Annotated in this window: 16 protein-coding genes; 11 read left to right on the forward strand and 5 right to left on the reverse strand. The window is 45.3% G+C overall.

Annotated elements, in window-relative coordinates:
• Nucleotides 1-297: 297 nt before the first annotated feature.
• The 3 genes from ACESPU_RS11040 to miaB form a co-directional block, all read right to left on the reverse strand.
• A complete protein-coding gene (locus ACESPU_RS11040) occupies nt 298-936 on the reverse strand; it encodes a nucleotidyl transferase AbiEii/AbiGii toxin family protein (RefSeq protein ID WP_009017957.1) in 639 nt (212 codons plus the stop codon).
• Nucleotides 933-1265, reverse strand: a complete 333-nt coding sequence (locus ACESPU_RS11045) for a hypothetical protein (RefSeq protein WP_009017956.1) — start codon at nt 1263-1265, stop codon at nt 933-935. Before ACESPU_RS11045 ends, ACESPU_RS11040 begins: the two co-directional genes overlap by 4 nt.
• Before the next feature lie 147 nt (nt 1266-1412).
• Nucleotides 1413-2786, reverse strand: a complete 1374-nt coding sequence (gene miaB / locus ACESPU_RS11050) for a tRNA (N6-isopentenyl adenosine(37)-C2)-methylthiotransferase MiaB (protein WP_005853885.1) — start codon at nt 2784-2786, stop codon at nt 1413-1415.
• A 260-nt stretch (nt 2787-3046) separates the two neighbouring features.
• Here miaB and ACESPU_RS11055 point away from each other — a divergent pair, with 260 nt between their 5' ends.
• The 7 genes from ACESPU_RS11055 (at nt 3047) to ACESPU_RS11085 (ending at nt 10092) form a co-directional block, all read left to right on the forward strand.
• Nucleotides 3047-3502, forward strand: coding sequence for a hypothetical protein (locus ACESPU_RS11055; protein ID WP_057326847.1), 456 nt, complete (start codon nt 3047-3049; stop codon nt 3500-3502).
• Between the two features lie 101 nt (nt 3503-3603).
• Nucleotides 3604-5100: an acetyl-CoA hydrolase/transferase family protein gene (locus tag ACESPU_RS11060; RefSeq protein WP_005867081.1), complete on the forward strand. Its 1497-nt coding sequence runs from the start codon at nt 3604-3606 to the stop codon at nt 5098-5100.
• A 179-nt stretch (nt 5101-5279) separates the two neighbouring features.
• A complete protein-coding gene (gene pstC, locus ACESPU_RS11065) occupies nt 5280-6467 on the forward strand; it encodes a phosphate ABC transporter permease subunit PstC (protein WP_005867078.1) in 1188 nt (395 codons plus the stop codon).
• An 8-nt stretch (nt 6468-6475) separates the two neighbouring features.
• Complete coding sequence (pstA, locus tag ACESPU_RS11070; RefSeq protein ID WP_005867077.1) at nt 6476-7363, forward strand: phosphate ABC transporter permease PstA; 888 nt, start codon at nt 6476-6478, stop codon at nt 7361-7363.
• Between the two features lie 15 nt (nt 7364-7378).
• The gene (gene pstB, locus ACESPU_RS11075; protein WP_005867076.1) at nt 7379-8131 is read left to right on the forward strand and encodes a phosphate ABC transporter ATP-binding protein PstB; all 753 of its coding nucleotides are present in this window, start codon (nt 7379-7381) and stop codon (nt 8129-8131) included.
• A 31-nt stretch (nt 8132-8162) separates the two neighbouring features.
• Nucleotides 8163-8837, forward strand: a complete 675-nt coding sequence (phoU, locus tag ACESPU_RS11080; protein WP_005853873.1) for a phosphate signaling complex protein PhoU — start codon at nt 8163-8165, stop codon at nt 8835-8837.
• A 40-nt stretch (nt 8838-8877) separates the two neighbouring features.
• Nucleotides 8878-10092, forward strand: coding sequence for an OprO/OprP family phosphate-selective porin (locus ACESPU_RS11085; protein ID WP_057326849.1), 1215 nt, complete (start codon nt 8878-8880; stop codon nt 10090-10092).
• A 60-nt stretch (nt 10093-10152) separates the two neighbouring features.
• On the opposite strand, the gene ACESPU_RS11090 is transcribed toward ACESPU_RS11085, so the two are convergent.
• Both ACESPU_RS11090 and ACESPU_RS11095 read right to left on the reverse strand, forming a co-directional pair.
• Complete coding sequence (locus tag ACESPU_RS11090; protein WP_057326858.1) at nt 10153-12582, reverse strand: glycoside hydrolase N-terminal domain-containing protein; 2430 nt, start codon at nt 12580-12582, stop codon at nt 10153-10155.
• 82 nt (nt 12583-12664) lie between these two features.
• The gene (locus tag ACESPU_RS11095; protein WP_005853867.1) at nt 12665-14512 is read right to left on the reverse strand and encodes an ABC transporter ATP-binding protein; all 1848 of its coding nucleotides are present in this window, start codon (nt 14510-14512) and stop codon (nt 12665-12667) included.
• A 129-nt stretch (nt 14513-14641) separates the two neighbouring features.
• Here ACESPU_RS11095 and ACESPU_RS11100 point away from each other — a divergent pair, with 129 nt between their 5' ends.
• Genes ACESPU_RS11100 through ACESPU_RS11115 form a run of 4 tightly spaced genes read left to right on the forward strand, consistent with a single transcriptional unit; the run spans nt 14642 to nt 18871 of the window.
• Nucleotides 14642-15484 carry a radical SAM-associated putative lipoprotein gene (locus ACESPU_RS11100; protein ID WP_217788611.1) on the forward strand — a complete coding sequence of 281 codons (843 nt, stop codon included), beginning with the start codon at nt 14642-14644 and terminating at the stop codon, nt 15482-15484.
• Nucleotides 15485-15487: 3 nt separating this feature from the next.
• Nucleotides 15488-15958 carry a radical SAM-associated putative lipoprotein gene (locus tag ACESPU_RS11105; RefSeq protein ID WP_022192254.1) on the forward strand — a complete coding sequence of 157 codons (471 nt, stop codon included), beginning with the start codon at nt 15488-15490 and terminating at the stop codon, nt 15956-15958.
• Between the two features lie 3 nt (nt 15959-15961).
• Complete coding sequence (locus ACESPU_RS11110) at nt 15962-17038, forward strand: TIGR04133 family radical SAM/SPASM protein (RefSeq protein ID WP_022192255.1); 1077 nt, start codon at nt 15962-15964, stop codon at nt 17036-17038.
• Nucleotides 17039-17095: 57 nt separating this feature from the next.
• Nucleotides 17096-18871 (forward strand): DUF4091 domain-containing protein, encoded by a 1776-nt coding sequence (locus tag ACESPU_RS11115; RefSeq protein ID WP_122378544.1) that lies wholly within the window; start codon nt 17096-17098, stop codon nt 18869-18871.
• Nucleotides 18872-18924 lie beyond the last annotated feature (53 nt).

Here is an 18924-nt window from a genome sequence, read left to right on the forward strand (position 1 = left end):
TATTATTCAATATTTTAAATCAATACACAAAGTATACAAATAACCAAGCAGACAGCCTGTTGGCATACCGTCACAGAACGAGTAATGTGGTTAGCGAATAGTGAACGGCTGCATTTAGTGGTTGAAAAGCAGTAAATAGTGGTAGATACAAGCTGATAGTGGTAGATGTTTATTATCTACCACCATTCAACAAATTTCTTATAATTAGATACTTATATAGATAATGGCAGATATGGTAGATGATTTAGTTTTTTTCATTTCTATATATAACCCCATTCGCAAGAATGTTGCAGCAGTTTATAATAAACAAGACTTTATATAATCTTCTATTTCTTGAGCAGTTACAGCATAAGTCGGTGCAAGTTGTTCAAAATGGGAGTCTCTTGTAAAACGAGAGCCGTTGGTGAGCATAGCCAACAGGTTTTTGGATTTCAATTTATGTCCAGAGTAAGTGAGGGCTAAAGATACCAAATCATTGATAGGTACACCAGACTTTAAGATGGAATAAATATCATAATAATCGCGAAAATTACTCCTGCGCAGCAGCACCTCCATCTTCATAGCTCCAATAGACTTTACATCTGCCAATCTGAGATTATTCAGATATTCCACAGGCATACTGACAGGAGAATATTTGGGGCAGGCATAAAACGAGAACTTTACTCCAGACACTAAATATTCCACATGGTCTATATCTAAAATGTTCTTATGCTGAGTGTCACCTATTGCAGCGAGCTCTTTCTCTATCTGATACCATGCCACTTCCATTTTCTCTGTTTTAGAAGTACGCCATTTCATAAAGTCCAAGTCCTCACTTTGCCGAGTTCCCATTTGCAATGACAAAGCAGTGCCACCTACCAAGAGATAGGGTTTGATGCAGTCCAGCTTAGAGACAGCTTCAAAAACTTGCAGCGTGTGTGGAGCTAAACCTTTCATGCAAACATTTTATTAAGGTGGCGAGTAGCCATAGACTTTATATAAGCATCTGGCTTCTTTGCCTTGAAATAATACCATGCGAAGAAACGATTCAACGTGTAGAGATATTCCGCTTGGGGAACAAGATAATCCAGCCACACCTGCTTGATTTTCTTGAAAGGATAAATTAGAAACAGTTGGTTTATTTCTTCCAAGTCAAGATGCAACAAAGTTTTCTCTATCAGCATATCATCTGGAATATCCTTGATAGAGTTTTCGTTGTACGACCAGAAGCAGTGTTCTTGCTTCAGTTTCGCCAATAGTTCTTGTTTTACCACATCTCTTGACATAACTTCCTGTTTTAGAATAACACAAATTTAGTGATTATTCTTGTCAGAAGCAAATCACAATAGAGAATGTTACATTGTGAATAAGATTTTTAAATAAGAGAAACGCCAATATCGCTCGAAATGGAACGTATTGGCGTTTTCTTTTTCTTATTCCTCCACAGGTTCCCCGAACAGGGTAGCCGAGGAAGCCTTATGGATCTTGACTTTTATGAATTGACCTACATGATAGTTCTTCTTATCAAAGATGACCACCTTGTTTTGGCTGGTTCGTCCGAACAACTGCTCACGGGAACGTTTCGAGAATCCTTCTATCAGAACCTCGAAAGTCTTGCCTATATCCCGCAAGTTACTTTCCTCGGACAACTTATTTTGCAAATCGATCATACCTTGCAAACGACGTACCTTCTCTTCTTCCGGCACATTATCCTCCAAATGGCTAGCGGCATATGTACCCGGACGTTCGGAATATTTAAATAAGAAAGCACTATCATATCCCACTTCACGCATCAAGGATAAAGTCTCTTGATAATCCTCCTCGGTCTCGGAATGGAAACCGCAGAATAAATCAGTCGAGATAGCGCAATCCGGTACGATACGACGGATCGCCGCTATACGGTCCAGATACCATTCACGAGTATATTTACGATTCATGACCTTCAAGATGCGACTGCTGCCGGATTGGGCAGGCAGATGGATAAACTTACAGATATTGTCGTTTGCGGCAATCACACGTAAGGTATCATCGCTCATGTCCTTCGGATGGGAGGTCGTAAAACGAATTCGCATATCGGGAACCTCTTTCGCCACACGATCCAACAAGATCGGGAAGGTTATGGTCTCACCTTCTTTCTCGAAAGAATAGGAGTTTACATTTTGTCCCAACAACGTAACTTCCTTAAAGCCTTTCTCGTGCATATCCCGTATCTCATTCAAGATACTCTCGATATCCCGGCTACGCTCGCGTCCTCTTGTATAAGGTACGATGCAATACGTACAGAAATTATTACAACCGCGCATAATAGACACGAAACCGGAGATATGTACACCCGGTAACTTCAAAGGAATAACATCCTTATAGGTCTCTTGGGTAGAAAGCTCCACGTTGATCGCTTTCTCTCCGTGCTCTACCGCTCCCACCAAGTTCGGCAAGTCCAGATAAGAATCCGGTCCTACCACCAAGTCGGCATGATGCACATGGATCAGGTCTTCCTTCACTCGTTCGGCCATACATCCCAATACACCGACAATTAATGACTTCTTTTTCCGTTTTAAAGACTGGAAATACTGTAGCCGCCCATAGATTTTCTGTTCGGCGTTGTCGCGTACGGAGCAAGTATTCACGAAGATGGCATCCGCCTCCTCGATATTCTCCGTCATACTATAGCCATCCATCTTCATGATAGAAGCTACAACTTCGCTGTCCGCCACATTCATCTGACAGCCGTAGGTCTCGATAAACAACTTTCGTTCATCGCTTTGGGTAGCGGATTTTAAGTCCACACCGTTTTCTTGATTTACCATACTATATGTTAATAGAATTTAAATAAGCAAGATTCTTAAAAATAATTACGCAAACGCTTGCATAGTTCGAATCCCACCGTTATATTTGCATTCGAAAAACGTAAATTTTTTCATAGTTAAGGTTTTGGTTAAATCGAATAAGGGTGGCTGTGAAGTTACCCTTATTTACTTTTATACCTATCTGATGTTTTATATACTCCCATCTTTTCACTTTTCAATTATTCTTCTTACATTTGGAGGTGCAAAAATAATCAAAGTTTATGGATAACGTAGGAGATTGGTTATATATTGTTTTCCTGATTATCGCCGCCGTCAGTGGCTTATTCAGTTCGAAAGACAAAAAGAAGAAGAGTCGTCCCGATATATTGGGGCAACCCGACAGGGAAATTGTGCCTAACGACCAGCCTACGGAAGGAAAAGGCTTCTGGGAGATACTGGAGGATATGCAAAAAGAAACGCAAAAACCTAAGCCCGCTCCCCGACAAAAGCAGGTAAAGCCAAAGGTTGAGAAGCCTAAGGTCGCAACCTCATCGTCTGCCCCTTCTCCATTCCTTTCCGCAGAGAAGAATATCCCAAATCATATTGCGTCCCGACCATCCGCAAGGATGAGCGCTATCGAGGAAGAACCGGGACTTATGCCGGAAGATACATTCAGGAATATCGAGGAATTGAAGAAAGCGATCATTTGCGCGGAGATTCTAAACCGGAAGTATTAATTTACGCCACACTTATATTCGATTCAGCGTAATTTTATGTAAGTTTGCGCCCGAAATATTGAACAGTAAGTATTTACCTAAAAACATAAAAACTAATTATCATGGCATTAAAATTCATTACAGCTGAAGAAGCCGCATCTTATGTGCATCATAATGACAATGTCGGTTTCAGTGGTTTTACACCCGCAGGATGCCCGAAAGTTGTTCCCGGAGCTATCGCCCGGAAGGCAGCGGAAGAACACGCTAAAGGTAACCCTTTCCAAATCGGTATGTTTACCGGAGCTTCTACCGGTGATAAGTTAGACGGAGAGTTGGCTCGCGCTAACGCTATTAAATTCCGTACACCGTATCAATCTAACAAAGACTTACGTGCCGCATTAAACGCTCATCAGGCACAATATTTCGATTTGCACCTGTCTGAATTGGCACAAAGCTTGCGTTACGGATTCTTGGGTAAGATCGATGTAGCGATCGTAGAGGCTGCCGATGTTACTGAGGATGGTGAGATCGTTCCGACTTCAGGTGTTGGTATCTTACCTACTATCTGTCGTATGGCAGACCGTATCATCGTTGAGTTGAACTGCCGTCACCCGAAAGAAATCCGCGGTATGCATGATATTTACGAGCCGGCTGATCCTCCTTTACGCCGTGAGATCCCTATCTACACTCCTTCTGACAGGATCGGTAATGATTGTGTAAAAGTAGACCCGGCTAAGATCGTTGGTGTGGTAAGGACCGATGAGCCGAATGAAGGTGGAAAATTCTCTCCGCTGGATGATGTTACGATGGCGATCGGTAAAAACGTTGCGGACTTCTTGGTTAGCGAGATCAAGGCCGGCCGTCTTCCGAAAGAATTCGTTCCATTGCAGAGTGGTGTAGGTAACGTGGCTAACGCAGTCTTGGGCTGCATGGGAGCTAATGAGTCTATCCCCGCATTCAATGTATATACTGAGGTTATTCAAGATGCGGTTATCGAATTGATGAAACAAGGTCGCGTTAAATTCGCCAGCGGTTGCTCTTTGTCCGTAAGTAACGAGGTGATCCGTGAGATCTACGCTAATCTTGATTTCTTCAAGGATAAGATCTTGCTTCGTCCGCAAGAGATCTCAAACAATCCGGAGGTTGCCCGCCGTTTAGGTTTGGTTGCGATCAATACGGCTTTGGAGGCTGATATCTTCGGTAATATCAACTCTACACACGTATCCGGTACTCGTATGATGAATGGTATCGGTGGTTCCGGCGACTTTACCCGTTCGGCTATGTTGTCGATCTTCACGACTCCGTCTACGGCGAAGGATGGAAAGATCAGTGCGTTCGTACCGATGGTATCTCACTTGGATCATAGCGAGCACTCCGTGAAGATCATCATCACGGAATATGGTGTAGCGGACTTACGCGGTAAATCTCCGATCCAACGCGCTCGTTGTATCATCGACAATTGTGTTCACCCGGATTACAAACCGTTATTGGAAGAGTACCTCGCTATGGGTATCAAGGGACATACGCCTCAAAACCTGAAATGCTGTTTCGCTTTCCATGAGGAACTAGCGGCCAGCGGAGATATGCACAATGTGGATTGGAGCAAGTATAATAAGTAATACAAACATATTACAGGCATAATTCATAGGGCATGGGTTCAACCGAACTCATGCCCTATTCTCATAGCAGACAATGCGTAATACATTTGTAATAATTTTGAAACAATTCTTTCAAGCGGGTTTAATCTCTCCTTAATATAGAGGCTCTTTCTTTGCAGCAGAATAAATAGGCAAAGATTGTGAGAAAGTTTATAGAAAAATTAGTGGAAGGAGGATTCTTGATCAGTGGAAGCGTCAGTAGCTTTACGATCTTGTTGATCATTGTCTTCTTATTTAAAGAGGCCGCAGGTCTTTTTAACAGCCCGGAAGTAGAGGAAGGATATATATTGGCCGTGAATCAAGAAAATCCGGTCGAACATTTGTCGCCCGAGCAAATCATGGATGTCTTCGATGCCAATATCACCAATTGGGAAGATTTAAACGGAGAAAATCAAGATATACTAGTCTTCCGGTTCTCGGATCTAACCAACTATTATACGGAAGAAGAGCTAGGTGAAGAATTTCAATATGTTCCCGAGAAAATCAATGAACTTATCCATAAAGAGCCCGGGATTATCGCATTCTTTCCGGAACAATACAAGTCGGAAAACTTTACGGGAAAAATCATATCGGGAGCCACGATCAAGCCTTCGGAATTCTTTGGAGGGACGAAATGGTATCCGACCTCAACTCCCGCTCCGATCTTTGGGCTGATCCCTCTATTACTAGGAACGCTGTTGGTAAGTATAGGTGCGATCGCCTTATCCCTCCCCTTCGGAGTAGCGGTAGCGATCTATATGGCAGAGATCGCCAATACAAAAACACGCAATTTATTAAAACCGCTTATCGAGTTGCTGGCAGGTATTCCCTCAGTCGTTTATGGTTTCTTCGGATTGGTGGTGATCGTTCCCCTTATCCAAAAGACTTTAGACCTTCCGGTAGGCGAGACCGCTTTCGCCGGAAGCGTGGTTTTAGCGATCATGGCGTTGCCGACCATCATCACGGTAGCGGAAGATGCCATGCGAACTACACCACGAGCCATGAAAGAGGCCAGCTTGGCATTGGGAGCCACGCAATGGCAAACCATCTATAAAGTAATAATCCCCTACTCCATATCCGGTATCACGTCCGCTGTCGTATTAGGTATAGGACGTGCGATCGGTGAGACGATGGCCGTATTGATGGTAACCGGAAACGCCGCCGTTATCCCTACCTCGTTCTTCGAACCGGTACGGACAATTCCTGCCACGATAGCGGCGGAATTGGGTGAGGCTCCCGCAGGTGGAGCACATTACCAAGCCTTGTTTATGCTGGGAGCCGTGTTGTTCCTCATCACCTTGGGGTTGAGCATCGCCGTAGAATATATTTCATCCAAACGTAAAATTTAATTAAAGATATGGCACCTATTCAACATTTAGGGAATATAGACAAGAGGAAACGGGCCTCTCAACAGGTTGCTTTCGGTTTCTTTTCTTTCCTGAGTTATTTGGTCGTAGTGATCTTATTCGTAATACTGGGATTCATTATCTTAAAGGGAGCGAGCGTGATCAGTTGGGATTTCCTGACACAAGCACCCCAAGAGGGCATGACCTCCGGGGGGATTTTTCCGGCTATCGTAGGTACACTCTATTTAGTGATCGGAAGTAGCTTGATTAGTTTTCCTATCGGCATCATGAGTGGTATTTATATGAACGAGTACGCCACGAACGGGAAACTCATCCGCTTCATCCGTATCATGACGAATAATCTAAGTGGTGTCCCATCCGTTGTTTTCGGGTTATTTGGTATGTCTCTATTCGTAAGCACCTTGGGATGGGGAGACTCAATTATAGCGGGTTCGTTTACCTTGGCGCTGATGTCCTTGCCACTTATCATCCGTACGACGGAAGAGGCTTTGAAAAGTATCGATGATTCTTTCCGCCACGGTAGCCTAGCGTTAGGGGCTACGAAATTGCAGACCATTCGCAGGGTCGTGCTACCGATGGCGTTCCCCAATATTATTACGGGATTGATTCTTTCGATCGGGCGTGTGTCCGGAGAGACCGCTCCTATCCTTTTTACGGTGGCCGCTTATTTCTTGCCGCAATTACCGAAAAGTATTTTCGACCAATGTATGGCATTACCCTATCACTTATATGTTATATCTACAAGCGGTACGGATATCGAGGCTTCCCGGGGAATGGCTTATGGCACGGCACTCGTACTGATTGTCATCGTATTATTAGTAAACCTTTTGGCAAATGCCTTGCGTAGTTATTTCGCCAAGAAGGTAAAAATGAATTAAAAAAATAAGACAATTATGATAAAGATTGATGCTAAAAACGTAGACTTTTATTATGGGGATTTCCATGCGTTGAAGAACATTTCCATGGAGATAGAGCCGAATACGTCCACCGCTTTCATCGGACCGTCCGGTTGCGGAAAGTCTACTTTCCTCCGCCTGTTCAACCGCATGAATGATTTGATTCCGGGCACTCGCATGGAAGGTCAGATCCTAATTGATGGAAGAGATATCTATACGAAAAGTGAGAAAGTGGATCGCTTACGTAAAAACGTGGGGATGGTTTTCCAGAAACCGAATCCTTTTCCTAAGACGATTTATGAGAATGTCGCTTATGGCCTGCGGGTAAACGGTGTCAACGATGAGAATTATATTGAGGAGACGGTGGTCAAGACTTTAAAGCAGGTCGTCCTTTGGGACGAGGTAAAGGATAAACTGAAAGAATCGGCATTCGCTCTTTCCGGCGGACAACAGCAACGTTTATGTATCGCCCGTGCCTTGGCGATCTCGCCTTCTATCTTGTTGATGGACGAGCCGACTTCCGCGTTGGACCCGATTTCAACCAGTAAGATCGAGGATTTGATACATGAGCTGAAAAATGATTATACGATCGTAATCGTTACCCATAATATGCAACAAGCGGCTCGTGTTAGCGACAAGACCGGATATTTCTATTTAGGGGAATTGATTGAATATGATAATACCCGGAAGATTTTCACCAATCCGGAGAAAGAGTCTACACAGAATTACATTACCGGACGGTTTGGGTAATTGAAAATTAAAAATTGAAAATTAGAAGAGTATGAAGGTTATAGAGCAGGAGATTCATTCTTTAAAAAATAGTATCAGCGAGATGTGGGCATTGGTTCACCAGCAATTATACAACGCAGGGGAGGCTATGCTTACCGGAGATAAGGAACTCGCTTATAAGGTAATCAGCCGGGAACGCCGGGTAAACGCTTTCGAGCTAAAGATCGATAGTGATTGCGAGGATATCATCGCCTTGTACGCACCGGTAGCGATCGACCTACGTTTCGTATTGGCGATGTATAAGATTAATACAAACCTAGAGCGTCTGGGAGATTTCGCAGAAAGCATCGCCCGTTTCGCAGGAAACCTTCCCGAGGGGGAACCGATTGATCCGCAACTGGTCAAGGAAACCCGGGTAGAAGAAATGCTGTCGGAGTTATTAAGCATGATCTCACTCACCAAAGAGGCTTTTGAGAAAGAAAGCTCAGAGATCGCTTCCCGTATCTTCTTGAAGGATAATTTGATCGATGAGATCAATCATAATTCTACCGCTATTATCGCCAAATATATAGAGGAGCATAAAGGTAGCGCGTTGGCAGGGTTATATATGGCCGGTGTTATCCGGAAAATGGAACGTTTCGGAGATCATTGTACGAATATAGCGGAAGAGCTCATTTTCTATCTGGACGCTAAAGTCATGAAGCATATGGGCAAAACCGAGCAATAATTCGTATCTTCGCGGCCACTTTAATAATTAACATCAGTAAATGAAACGACTCACAGTGGCTTGGCTGTCGGCCTTCTTATTTATCGGTTCCGCGTTAACGTCTTACGCTCAGACAAATTCTCCGATCCCAGAGCGGGATTCTTCTTCGGTATCTCTTTTTGAATACGCGACTAAGATTCCGAAACGCAACAAGGTTTTCAATCTGGACTTGGAGATGCACGCAGGATTCAACGCGGACTTTTTCTCGGGGAAGCTGGATGAAGCCGCCTTTCGTTTCAGGGATGTCAAAATTGATGTTACCGGAGAAGTGAACGATCGGTTATTCTATTGGTATCGCCAAACGCTGAATGGCGGTTATGAGGGACAAGCCTTGGAGAATTTGAATGAGTCGATCGAATATGCGTATATTGGCTATAAACTGAATGAGCGTTTTACCTTAACCGCCGGAAAACAAGATGTGTTCTACGGTGGTTTTGAGTACGACGAGAATCCTTTGCTTATTTATGAGTATAGCGATATGAATGAATACTCCCTTTGCTACCTTACGGGAATCGGGCTGGGGTATCAGCCGAATGAGTCACAAGAGATCCGCTTACAGGTGACGAACAGTCGTATGGGATCGATGGAAGATGAGTATGGACGTCTGCCGGAAGGATTTAAGAAACCGAGAGTTCCCTTGTTTTACACATTGAACTGGAACGGTAACTTTCTGGATGAGTTGATTCATTTACGATACTCCGTATCCGCCGCGGAGCAAGCCCAAGGGAAATATATGTATAGCGTCTTTACCGGTCAAAATATAGAGGCCGGACCGGTCTATGCTTATTTCGATGTCATGTATTCACGGGGAAAATTAGATCCGTTAGGATTATTGACCGAATTGACTCAGCCCGAAGTCGCCGGAGAAGAGGAACCGGAACCACCGGTTCGTATGCAAAACATCGATTATCTTTCGCTGGTGGGAGAAATACAATATCGTTTTCATCCCAAATGGCAACTATTCGCGAAAGGAATGTATGAAAGCGCATCGATCTATAAAGCCTACGATGCTTACGAGAAAGGAAAATACCGTACGGCATGGGGGTATCAAGGAGGACTAGAGTTCTATCCGATGGCCGATGATAATCTACATATCTTTTTGACCGCCATAGGTAAAAAATATAACCTCTCTGAACGAGCGAAGGCGCTCGATGCCTCTTTGGACGACACCGCACGCCTTTCGATCGGTTTCATTTATAGATTACCGTTATATTAAATTTTTCTCATTTGTTGTAGAGACGCAGCATGCTGCGTCTCATCCCCTCAGAATGGTAACTTAGAATTGCAACACAAACTCTTCCCCTTGTAACAAGTCCACTGTTACTTTTCCATCGACTACAGGTAGGGAAACCGGCTTTTGGTTCTTTTTGAGGCTCATGTTCGCGGAATTCGCCGGAAGCTTGATCAGGAAAGAACCGGGAACGATCGCTTTCAATCGAGCTTCCGTCAACAGACCTTCCGTCCATTTAGCCGACACCTCCCCGCCATTCCGGACTTTTAAACCGCTAAAGCTTCCATTTTTCCAAGCGGATGGCAAAGCGGGCAAGAACTCGATCAATCCGGATTGACTCTGTATCAGCATCTCCGCAATACCGGCTGTTCCTCCAAAATTACCATCAATCTGGAAAGGAGGATGGGCACAAAACAAATTAGGATAAGAACCTCCTCCCTTCACCTCCTTCGTATGCTCATCTACACAGGGACGTAACAAATCACCCAGCAATTTATAAGCATGATCACCATCCTGTAAACGGGCCCAGAAATTAATCTTCCAAGCCATAGACCAGCCCGTGCTTTGATCGCCACGGACCTCCAAGGATTTACGAGCCGCCTCTGCCAACTCCGGCGTATGCTCTATCGAGATCTCATTCCCGGGATAAAGCCCATATAAATGAGAGACATGACGATGGGTAGGCTCTACCTCCTCATACGGCTCGAGCCATTCCATAATACGGCCGTCTTTACCGATCGTCGTAGGCATCAAGCGATCTCGTTTCGCCGCCAACTCAGCAGCGAACGCGCTATCCACACCTAAAATCCCAGCAGCCTCAATGGTATTCGTAAATAATTCCCGCAAGATCTGATTGTCCATCGTCGATCCGGCACAAATACTCACGACACTTCCGTTTGGCATTTTATAAGCGTTCTCCGGAGAGGTAGTAGGTGCCGTCACCAGATATTTAGTCCGGGGATCTTGCACCAGCATATCCACAAAGAATTGGGCAGCCCCTTTCATCGTCGGATAAACATCCCTCAAATACGCCTTATCTAATGTATACTGATAATGCGTATACAAATGCTCGCATAGCCATGCGGCGGATGTATTCGTGGCTCCCCACGACGGATGTTCGCCCGGGGCGGTAAACTCCCAGACATTACCTAAAATATGCGTGACCCATCCCCGTGCGTTATAAAAAGCTTTGGCCGTACGTTCACCGCTAGGGACTTGCTGTTTCGTCCATTCGATCAGCGGAAGGTGCAACTCGGAGAGGTTCGTGACCTCCGCTGGCCAATGATTCATCTGTAAATTAATATTTAGGTGATAATCCCCGTTCCAAGGCGTATGAATCGTATTACACCACAAGCCCTGCAAATTCGGGGGCAGTAATCCCTGCCGGGTCGAGGAAATCAATAAATATCGACCGAACTGGAAATATAAAGCCGCCAATCCCGGATCGTTCTTATCTTGAGCGAAAGCGGCCAAACGCTCATGGATCGGAAGATGATCCCTTTCGCCTTTTCCCAAATCCAAAGAGACCCGATCAAACAGGGAGCGATAAGCGAGTGTATGTTCCCGGCGCAAGGTGGAGAAATCCTTAGATTCCGCTTGCGATAAGTATTTTTCCAAGGATTGTCCGACGCCGTCTTTATCGAAATAATCCGTACCTAAACTTACCAAGATAATCGCTTCCGAGGCACTTCGCACCGATAAACTACTATCCGTTGCGGTCAAATCTCCCCCCTTCGGCAAGACGATACGGACACGAGAGGCGAAACGCATCCCTTTCATCTCCAACGTATCCACCCCGTCCGGCAATTGTCCCCGCATCAGCAAGTCCTTTCCGTCCAAAGAGATCGTCGCATGTTCCGGACGATTCATACCCAATGAGAAATTCAAGGCCCGATCTGCGTCCGCTACCAAATGAATCACTCCCAGATCCCCGGAAAAAGAGGTAAACATTTCCCGTTGATAATTCACATTCCCCCTTTTAAAAGAGACGGAAGCGATAGCCTCGCTTAGGTTCAACCGCCTGCGATACTCAGCGATAGAATCCGATTCATTCGGATACGTATATCTCAGCACTAGATTTCCGAATAATTGGTAACTCCCATACGGAGCGTTCGCACCGTCCCCCAGATTACTCCCGGTCCCTTTGCAGACGAAAGTTTTATACATCAAATCCTGTGCCTCGTCATTCCGTCCCTCAAATAAGAGGCGACGAATATTCGCCAAAGAGTAATACGCATAAGGATTGTCCGTATCTTGCTTACTTCCGGACCACAGGGAGATCTCATTCAGGACCACATTCTCCCGCTCAATACCACCATCCGGCATCATACCGATACGGCCGTTTCCCAAAGGCAAAGTTTCTTCCCATATCTGCGCTGGTTGGTCAAAATAATAAGAGACCTCCTTCCCAGTCTGCATATCCGGCAAATTACAACCGAAAAGGAACGATAACAAAATCAAATAAAGTCCTTTCATATTCATACGATTATTCCTTGTTATTGTTTTTCCATCAAAAGCCGAAGAGGCGATCCACTGCAACCCGGGTTGCAGTATCACCCTAAAAGCTTTGCATATCACATAGTCGTTTATAATAGCCATCCAAAGCCAACAACTCCTCGTGTTTGCCCCGTTCTACGATCTCACCCTCATGCATCACACAGATCTCATCCGCATTACGGATCGTAGAGAGACGGTGGGCGATCACTACGGTCGTACGATTCTTCATCAAGTTCTCCAACGCTTCTTGTACCAAACGTTCGGATTCCGTATCCAAGGCGGATGTGGCCTCATCCAAGATCAAGATCGGGGGATTCTTCAAGATCGCACGGGCGATACTGATTCGCTGGCGTTGTCCGCCGGACAGTTTTCCACCCCGGTCGCCGATATTGGTATCGTAACCTTTCTCACTCGCTATGATAAAATCGTGAGCGTTGGCGATGCGGGCGGCTTCCTCCACCTGTTCCATCGTAGCTCCTTCCACTCCAAAAGCGATATTATTGAAGAAGGTATCGTTAAACAAGATAGCCTCTTGATTGACATTTCCCATCAATCCCCTAAGATCGAAAAGGGTGGCCTCACGGATATCCGTATCATCAATACGGATATTCCCTTTATTCACATCATAAAAGCGAGGCAATAGATCCACCAAGGTACTTTTGCCCGAACCGGATTGACCGACCAAAGCCACGGTTGTTCCTTTCCGGATATCCAGATTGATTCCTTTCAAGACCCAAGCTTCCTGATATTTAAACCAAACATCTTTATAACTGATTTTCTCTTTCAAGGCGATCTTCTTCGGATGTTCCGGATCATGGATATCCGTCTCCGCCTTCAAGATCTTATCGACACGCTCCATAGAGGCCAGACCTTTCTGGATCGCATAAACCGACTTACTTAGATCTTTCGCGGGATTGATAATGCTATAGAAAATAACCAGATAATAAATAAACGTAGGAGCGTCGATCGGGCTATTCGCACTCAAGATCAGCGTACCTCCATACCAAAGTACGATAGCGATCGTAACGGTTCCCAAAAACTCGCTCATCGGATGCGCCATTTGTTGGCGGCGATAGATACGGTTCGTCAACCGGCGGAAAGTATCATTGCTTCGCTCAAAGCGGTCTTGTATCTTCTTCTCGGCGTTAAAGGCCTTGATAATACGGAGTCCGCCTAATGTCTCCTCGATCTGGCTCATCAGGAATCCCCATTGTTGCTGTCCTTCCAAGGACTTCCGTTTCAACTTCTTACCGACTTGTCCCATTACGTAACCCGCCAACGGCAGCAGGATCAAGACGAACACGGTAAGTTGCCAACTGATAGCGATCATACCCACAAGATAGATCACGATCAGGATCGGGTTCTTGAATAACATGTCCAATGAACTCATGATGGATGTCTCAATCTCGTTCACGTCTCCGGATACACGGGCGATAATATCCCCTTTTCGCTCCTCGGAGAAAAAGCTCAACGGCAACTGCGTAATCTTCTTGTTAATCTGATTACGGATATCACGAACGACTCCGGTTCGAATCGGGATCATCGTATAAAAGGCCAGATACATGGTCGCCACTTTCAAGAAAGTCGCCACGATCAGGAAGATTCCCAACATAATCAAGGCGAACGAACCTCCGTGTACCTCTATCAGATCGGATACATACCAAAAAAAGTTATTTTTGATCAACTCCGGCAAGGCTTTCCACGACTCCCAGCTTCCCGCGTTAAAATTCCAATCCATAAAGGTGTAATTCCCCTCATCCATCTTAAACAAGATCTGAAGGATCGGGATAATCAAGGCGAAAGAAAACAGGTTCAAGATAGCGGAAAGTACATTGAACACGATGTTCAGAACCATATACTTTTTGTAAGGGGGAACGAAACGCTTTAAAATACGTATGAAATCTCTCATAAATTGATCTGTTACATTGAAGTGGCAAAGATACAAAAAGTCATCACATTTTCTTACGCATTCGCATGCAACTATTTTGCTGCCCCATTCATCAAATAAATAGAATCGTAAATAAAAATAATTTACACCATGAAAAGGATGCACTTGCAACTGTTGAAAAAAGCCAACTGCGTATTGGCGAGTTTATTAATGCTTTTAGGTTTCTCCTGCACTGACGACGAGGGAGAAGGTCCCATAATTTGTGAATATGGCACTCCTTACGCCAATTTTCAGATAAAAGGAAAAGTCGTGGATACAAACGATAATCCGATACCTAACACCCAAATACGTATAAATCGAAATGACGCAAGAATTTATCCTTACGGATGGCTGCATACCGATACCGTAAGGACCAACGCTAACGGAGAGTTTGATTGGAAGAAAACTGATTTTCCAATCCTAAAATACCGATTCATCACGGAAGACATAGATGAAGAAATGAACGGAGGACAATTCGCATCCGATACGACTCAAGTAATCTTCGACAGCGAGGAACTTACTGGAGGTGATGGATGGTACGAAGGTAGTGCCTCTAAGGAAATCAAGATCACACTTAAGGAATATGTAGATACACATACGGAACCTTACGCATTGTACACGATCTACGGAAAAGTAACTGATGATCAAGGCTATCCGCTGGCCGGAGTCGCAATCTTAACCTCACCGGCATATACCCCTACTCAAGAGGACGACCTTTCCAGCTTTCCGGCTATCACGGATGAGACCGGACGATATCAATTCACCTACGATAAGGCTACGGCTATCGAACATACCATCTACACAAAATTATCTTCGTATTGGAATGACCCAAACGCTTGCAAAACTGATTCTATTATCGTAAATTTCGCCGAAATTGAATTATCACAAGGGAAAGGGATGTTAATGGGTAAAGGATCAAAAGAAATTAACTTCCAACTAACACGCAAAAACTAGAAAATGGAAACAGTGTATCATTCCATATTAAAAGGTTTTAACTGGATTTTAGCGGGGCTTCTTTCTCTACTAGGCTTCAGCGTTACTTCCTGTGGCGCTACAGATGAGTATGGTAGCCCCTACGCAGAATACGAGTTGAAAGGAAAAGTTACAGATATGAACGGAGATCCCATCCAAGGAATAGAGATCAACTATGGGGGCATATATAATAACGTATTATCTCCCTCATATATAAGCGAAATATATAAATCACCCCAAACCCAAAAAGACGGAAGTTACGATATAAAATTCGAGGATTCCCCAATGGGTATCGTACGCATTATCGCTAAAGATATTGACGGGCCTGAAAACGGATCATTCGAGACGGATTCGATAGATGTCAAGATCGAAGGATTTGAGGGAAGTAAATCTTGGTTCCATGGGAAAGCGGAGGTTAACATCCCCGACATCAAACTTAAAGAGAAAAAAGAATAAAATATGGACAAACGCCCAAACATCAAAAAACGTATCGCCCTAGAGCTTTTTCGAAGTATCAAGAAGAACAGGGCTAAATTACATGAATTGCGTACACTCTTTTGGGAGTGTACGCTTCGTTGTAATGTATCCTGCCGTCATTGCGGGAGCGATTGCCATGTCTCGGCCTCTGTCCCGGATATGCCTGTCGAAGACTTCCTGAAAGTCATAGACGATATCACGCCTTACGTCGAGCCGAACAAAGTGCTCGTCATCTTTACCGGAGGCGAGGCGCTGGTTCGTAAGGATATCGAGAAATGCGGGTTGGAACTGTATCGCAGGGGATATCCTTGGGGGATCGTCTCCAATGGTTATCTGATGACCCGGGAACGGCTCGACTCGCTCTTGGCTTCCGGATTGCACTCGGCGACTATCAGCTTGGATGGTTTCGAGGAAGCGCATAACTGGCTTCGCCGTAATCCTAAAAGTTTCGAGAAGGCACTGAATGCCATCTGTATGTTGGCCGAGGAAAAGGAGATCATCTGGGATGTGGTGACTTGCGTAAACCAACGCAACTTCAAGGATTTGATGCTCTTCAAGGATTTCTTGATCGAGATGGGCGTAAAACGGTGGCGTATCTTTACGATCTTCCCAGTTGGACGTGCCGCGACTGAGACCGATTTGCAACTGACGAACGAGCAGTTTACATGGGTCATGAACTTCATCCGCTTCTGCCGGAAAGAGGGTAAAATACACGTTAGCTACGGCTGTGAGGGCTTCCTCGGGAATTATGAGGCAGAGGTGAGAGACTCGATTTTCCAATGCAACGCCGGTATCAATACGGCCTCTGTCCTCGCTGATGGCGCTATCTCCGGTTGTCCCAGTATACGGGCGAACTTCCACCAAGGGAACATCTATAAAGACGATTTCATTGATATCTGGAATAATGAGTTTAAACCGTATCGTAACCGCCAGTGGGCTAAAAAAGGGGAATGCGCGGATTGTAAGATGTTCCGTTATTGCGAAGGCAACGGGATGCACTTATACGATGATGAGGGGAATCTGCTCGTATGCCACTATAAAAGGCTAGTTGACAGTTGACAACTGTCAACTAATTCCTATCTTTGCCCTAGTTAATATTCTAAAATAAGCAATCGTATGAAAAACACTTTCATCCTTTGTGCCTTTCTGGCACTAAGTTCTTTTACCGTAGCCCAGCAATCCGAGAAATACCCGCTAGGCGACTATACGGAATTGACCGACACGAAACCGCATGACAGCGACGAGATCTGGGACAAGTTATCGGCCCCAACCCAATTAAGCTGGGGCACGACCGATATACGATATCCGAAACTCAGTATTCCCGATGTCAAGAAAAGCAATCGCTGGCAGACGAAAGCATGGAAAGGGGAACGGGTAAACGCACAAGCCGTGTTATGGACCAAGGTGGGACTCGAGGATGCCTCTATCACCGTGAGCGACTTAAAGAGCGGTTCTTCCATCATCCCATCCTCCGCTATCATGACGAACTTTGTCCGTTACGTCATGACCGATGAGTTGAATAAAGACCGTAAAGGCGGTTGCGGCCACCGAGAGAATAAGGCGGAATGGGATTCCTCCGTCGTAGCCGATGTATTGGATATCGTAAAGATCCGTGATATCAAGGCACGCACCACCCAGCCGATCTGGATGAATATCTGGGTACCTCAATCCGCGAAAGCCGGTAAATATAAAGGGACATTGACCGTCACGGGAAAAAATGCCTCCCCCATGGAATTACAAATAGAAGTGGACGTATTGAACCGCACACTTCCCGCCCCGAAGGACTGGGCTTTCCATCTGGACTTATGGCAGAACCCGTATTCCGTGGCCCGTTACTACCAAGTTCCTCTTTGGAGTAAAGAGCATTTCGACGCTATGCGCCCGATCATGAAGATGTTGGCGAACGCCGGACAGCGCGCTATCACCACCAGTATCATGCATAAACCTTGGGCCGGACAGACCGAGGATCATTTCGACAGCATGATCACCCGGATCAAGAAGATAGACGGCACTTGGGCATATGATTACGCCGTCTTCGACAAATGGGTGGAATTCATGATGAACGAGATCGGTATCGATGATATGATCAGTTGCTACACCATGATCCCTTGGGCTTTATCTTTCGATTATTACGACGAGGCGACAAATCGTGTACAATTTCTCAACACGAAACCGGGTGACGCCGCTTACGCAGACTATTGGGATACTTTCCTAAAAGATTTCTCCCGCCACCTTCGCGAGAAAGGCTGGTTCGAGAAAACCGCCATCTCTATGGACGAGCGTCCGATGGAGGCGATGCGTGAGGCGATCAAGGTTATCAAGCAAGCCGATCCGGAGTTCAAGATCACGCTGGCCGGAAATTATCATCCGGAAATTCAATCGGACTTATACTATTTAAGTATTCCCTATGGGCATAAATTCCCAGAAGACGTAAAGGCTGCCCGTGATAAAGCGGGACAGATCAGTACCGTTTATACCTGTTGCGCGGAAGCGTTCCCGAATACCTTCACCTTCTCCGACCCGGCGGAAGCGGCATGGACGGTCTTGCACGCCGTAGCCGGAGGTTACGACGGTTATCTACGTTGGGCAGTTAATAGCTGGACCGCCGATCCTCTGCGTGACTCGCGTTTCCGCACTTGGGCGGCAGGCGATACATACAGTATTTATCCCGGTCCACGCAGTAGCATTCGCTTCGAACGTTTGGTCGAGGGTATACAAGATTGCGAGAAGATCCGCATCCTCCGGGAAGAGCTGACAACGAAAGGAGCTAAAGGCAAACTCGAGAAGTTGAACAAGACGGTTGCCAAGATCACTCCGGAAGGTTTATCCGAGACACAAGAATCCGCTACGCAGATGGTTAATGAGATTCATAAACTTCTGAATACATTATAAATAGTACCGGACGCCGACTGCGCAGTCGGCGTCCCCTAAATATATCATCAAAC

Origin of the sequence: Parabacteroides sp. 20_3 (assembly GCF_964238835.1) — a bacterium.
Taxonomy (GTDB): domain Bacteria; phylum Bacteroidota; class Bacteroidia; order Bacteroidales; family Tannerellaceae; genus Parabacteroides; species Parabacteroides distasonis.